Source organism: Microvirga tunisiensis (genome assembly GCF_009296175.1).
Classification (GTDB): domain Bacteria; phylum Pseudomonadota; class Alphaproteobacteria; order Rhizobiales; family Beijerinckiaceae; genus Microvirga; species Microvirga tunisiensis.
Map to the genome: position 1 here is coordinate 1 of NZ_VOSK01000551.1, position 2,915 is coordinate 2,915.

The window sequence follows — 2,915 nt, forward strand, 5'->3', positions numbered from 1 at the left end:
TGGTCATGACGATGTTCCTTGTGAACCCCGAGGCCGGGCGCTGCGCACCCCGACCACTCCGCGCCCGGCCTCGGCTCATGCCTCAGCCTAACGACACCGTCTGTCAGATTAAGTCCAAACTACTTCACATGAGGATCGATTTCATGGTGCAACTTCCACTGATCGTCGCGTGTCCTCCCAACAAGCTCAATTCAGCTCTGTTCCGGCACGGCACCTGCCGGAATGACGCAAACAGGCGAGCCAAGGGGTGAAAGCCATGCTGCATGGCCATGTGGCCGGGGCAGCGGAACTCGAGCAAACCTGTCTTGTCGGCTACCAGGCGATCTTCCTCAACAAGATGTCGAGCCATCTCATAGTCGCGGAGACATCCCGTCAGCAGGTGTCCCCGGTTCATAGGGCCCATTAACCGGTAGATACGGAAAACACGGTTCGAGACCATCCATGCTCTCAAGCTGATCATAGGTTAATGGCAGGCCTGCATGACTCGCTTAGGGATGGATGATCTTCTCGAAAGGCGGAGGAACTCGCGTGCTCACCGTACTACCCGAAGTCGCACAGGAGACACCTGGCGAACTCTACGTACCTCAGTCCACTGCGCGCGAAGGCTATCAAGAGCCGAGCCTCCCACCTCAGGTCATCGCCTGTCTCGGGGAACGGCTCCGAGCATTTTACGCGCAGTTGGTAAAGGAACCTGTTCCTGACGCCTTGCTCCAGATCCTTGGTCCTCTGAACAAGAAGGGGAGGGCGAGCCATGGTCATTGACCTACCGGTTCGGCAGGCGATGCTGAATGCGATCCCGCATCTGCGCGCGTTCGCCATTTCCTTGTCAGGCGATGTCACTTATGCGGACGACCTCGTCCAGACGGCCTTGATGAGGGGACTTGAAAATCTCGATAAGTTCCAGCCGGGTACCAGTATGCAGGCTTGGCTCTTCACCATTTTGCGCAATCAGTTCTATACCGAGATACGAAGACGTCGCAGGGAAGTAGCCGATCCTGATGGGTCCATGGCTGGGATGCTCGCTGTCATGCCCGAACAGGGCGCGCGCTTGGATTTCACCGACATGCAGGCGGCCTTGGCCCAACTCAGCGTCGAGCAGCGCGAGGCGCTCTTGCTGGTCGGGGCGGAGGGATTGTCCTACGAGGAGACAGCGCGGATCTGCGGCACAAATCTCGGCACGATCAAAAGCCGCATCAATCGCGCTCGTGCCCGGCTGGCCGAATTGCTGGACCTTTGCCCTGGTGAGGACTTTGGGCCGGACCGGCTTGTTAGGGCCAGCCTTTTCATCCATGCCTCATCGTGAGAGCCGCACAGGCGATCCGCAGGATCATTGGTACGGAGCGGAGCGTGAGCTGAGCCAGACCGCGCAAGAGCGCTCTGAAGCCACAGTGGAGGATGCGTCTTCCGCGCTGTTCCGGGAATGGCACAGGTTGGCAACCAGACGGTGCCGCGGCCTGACAAGGCGAGCGACCGCGACATCGGCGAGTCATCGGGCCCTGCACGGCCGGAGGAGATATTGCTCACGCGCTTGGTACGATGGAGTTTTGCTGTCGGGCTCGCCTTGACCGTGGCGGCATGCGGCCATGGCCAAGTTCCCGCTCTGAAAGAGCGGGCGCAGCAGGCCTGGACCGAGGTGCAGAACCAATACCGCCAGCGGGCCGAGGGGGTGCCGGCACTGGTCGAGGCCGTGCGAAGACAGGCTCCCGGCGAGCGCGAGGTGCTCCACGAGGTCATAGCGGCCCGCGATGAAGTCGTGGCCATCCTGAACGCGGATGGCTTCATCGCCGAGCCGGAGCGCTTCCGGCACTACGTGGAGGCCCAGCGCCGGCTCTCTGCCGCTCTCGGCAACCTGTACGAGACCATCGAGCGGTATCCCGAACTGACCGGCGACACGCGCTTCGCAGCGCATCTGACGGAGTTCCAGCGGCTGGAGGACAGGATCGTTGTGGCGCGCAGCGACCTCATCAGCGCCGTCCGGGCCCACAATCAGGAACTTCGCCGGGCTTTCCCGGATGGCTGGGTTGCAGCCATATTCAATCCGGATGCGAAACCCCTGACGGCCTTCGCCCAGGCCCAACTGGAACGCCCGCCCGTGCGCTCCCAGCAATAGACCTCACAAGGTGGTTCGCCGCCGCTCAATTAACGGGTAGCGTTCGGGTCCTCCGGCTCCGGGCCTTGCGGCTCAGGCGGGATCACCGCATCGAGCGGATTGGGCCTGCCGGCAGTCACCGGGTTCTCACCGACAACCTCCTGATAATCGCGGGTCGAGCCGCCGCTGCCGTACCCGGCGGAGTCGCCGAAGTCGCGTCCCGCCGGATCCGACGTCGGTCCAAGGTTCGGGACGTCACCTTCGGTTTGCGCAGGCTCTCTTCGCTCCCCGGCCGATGAGGGATCGCGGTTCGGATCGTCTGGATCTGGCATGGGAGGTCTCCTTGGGTCCGGACCGTCAACCTACGGAATGTTTGCAAACCCGTGACCGCGGCTCGGCTTGCGAGTATCGGCATTCTCGTTCGCGTGACCGTTGCCGGGCGGTTGGGCGCTCCTTATGAAAGAACGTCAGTGGTCAGACTAGGCGCTCTATCCTAGCCGTTCCTATTCACCAGAGTTTGTTTCGGGGCCTATTTGGTAGCGCGGGCGTGCCGATCCGCTGCGTTTCTTTCACCGCGGCAAGGTCTGGAACGTGGGGAACGCGTTGGCAGGGACGGGATGGGATGACCGGGGCGATGGCAGCCCCGGCGCTCAGGGCGAGGCCGCCCGGGGCTGGGGTGCCAGAGCGCTCGCAAGACGCCGGACGAGATCCGCTTCCGGACAGCACGAGGCAAAGGCCAGTCGGATGCGGCTGGTGGTTTCCTGCACCCGCACGGCGATCTTGAGCAGGCGCAACCGCAGCGTTGCGAACTCCGCCCGGGCGAGAT

At 62.7% G+C, this 2,915-nt stretch carries 6 protein-coding genes; 4 read left to right on the top strand and 2 right to left on the bottom strand.

The window, feature by feature from the left end; genetic code table 11:
* Positions 1 to 256: 256 nt before the first annotated feature.
* The 4 genes from FS320_RS45655 (at position 257) to FS320_RS41080 (ending at position 2,110) form a co-directional block, all read left to right on the top strand.
* A complete protein-coding gene (locus FS320_RS45655) occupies positions 257 to 406 on the top strand; it encodes a hypothetical protein (RefSeq protein ID WP_153885404.1) in 150 nt (49 codons plus the stop codon).
* A gap of 92 nt (positions 407 to 498) precedes the next feature.
* On the top strand, positions 499 to 762 hold the full coding sequence (locus FS320_RS51250; protein WP_420846842.1) for a NepR family anti-sigma factor: 264 nt from the start codon (positions 499 to 501) through the stop codon (positions 760 to 762).
* Positions 752 to 1,303, top strand: coding sequence for a sigma-70 family RNA polymerase sigma factor (locus FS320_RS41075; RefSeq protein WP_152718318.1), 552 nt, complete (start codon positions 752 to 754; stop codon positions 1,301 to 1,303). The genes FS320_RS51250 and FS320_RS41075 overlap by 11 nt, the downstream gene beginning before the upstream one ends.
* 117 nt (positions 1,304 to 1,420) lie before the next feature.
* Positions 1,421 to 2,110, top strand: a complete 690-nt coding sequence (locus tag FS320_RS41080) for a LemA family protein (protein ID WP_152718320.1) — start codon at positions 1,421 to 1,423, stop codon at positions 2,108 to 2,110.
* A 29-nt stretch (positions 2,111 to 2,139) separates the two neighbouring features.
* Here FS320_RS41080 and FS320_RS41085 read toward each other — a convergent pair whose 3' ends face one another.
* On the bottom strand, positions 2,140 to 2,421 hold the full coding sequence (locus FS320_RS41085; protein ID WP_152718322.1) for a hypothetical protein: 282 nt from the start codon (positions 2,419 to 2,421) through the stop codon (positions 2,140 to 2,142).
* Between the two features lie 318 nt (positions 2,422 to 2,739).
* On the bottom strand, positions 2,740 to 2,915 hold a 176-nt coding region (locus tag FS320_RS41090), incomplete at its 5' end, for a transposase (protein WP_192926244.1).

What these genes read in the sequence shown, in the direction of transcription:
- FS320_RS45655 (WP_153885404.1), top strand. Translation starts at nt 257, where the DNA reads ATGCTGCATGGCCATGTGGCCGGGGCAGCGGAACTCGAGCAAACCTGT.
- FS320_RS41075 (WP_152718318.1), top strand. Translation starts at nt 752, where the DNA reads ATGGTCATTGACCTACCGGTTCGGCAGGCGATGCTGAATGCGATCCCG.
- FS320_RS51250 (WP_420846842.1), top strand. Translation starts at nt 499, where the DNA reads ATGATCTTCTCGAAAGGCGGAGGAACTCGCGTGCTCACCGTACTACCC.
- FS320_RS41085 (WP_152718322.1), bottom strand. Translation starts at nt 2,421, where the DNA reads ATGCCAGATCCAGACGATCCGAACCGCGATCCCTCATCGGCCGGGGAG.
- FS320_RS41080 (WP_152718320.1), top strand. Translation starts at nt 1,421, where the DNA reads ATGGCACAGGTTGGCAACCAGACGGTGCCGCGGCCTGACAAGGCGAGC.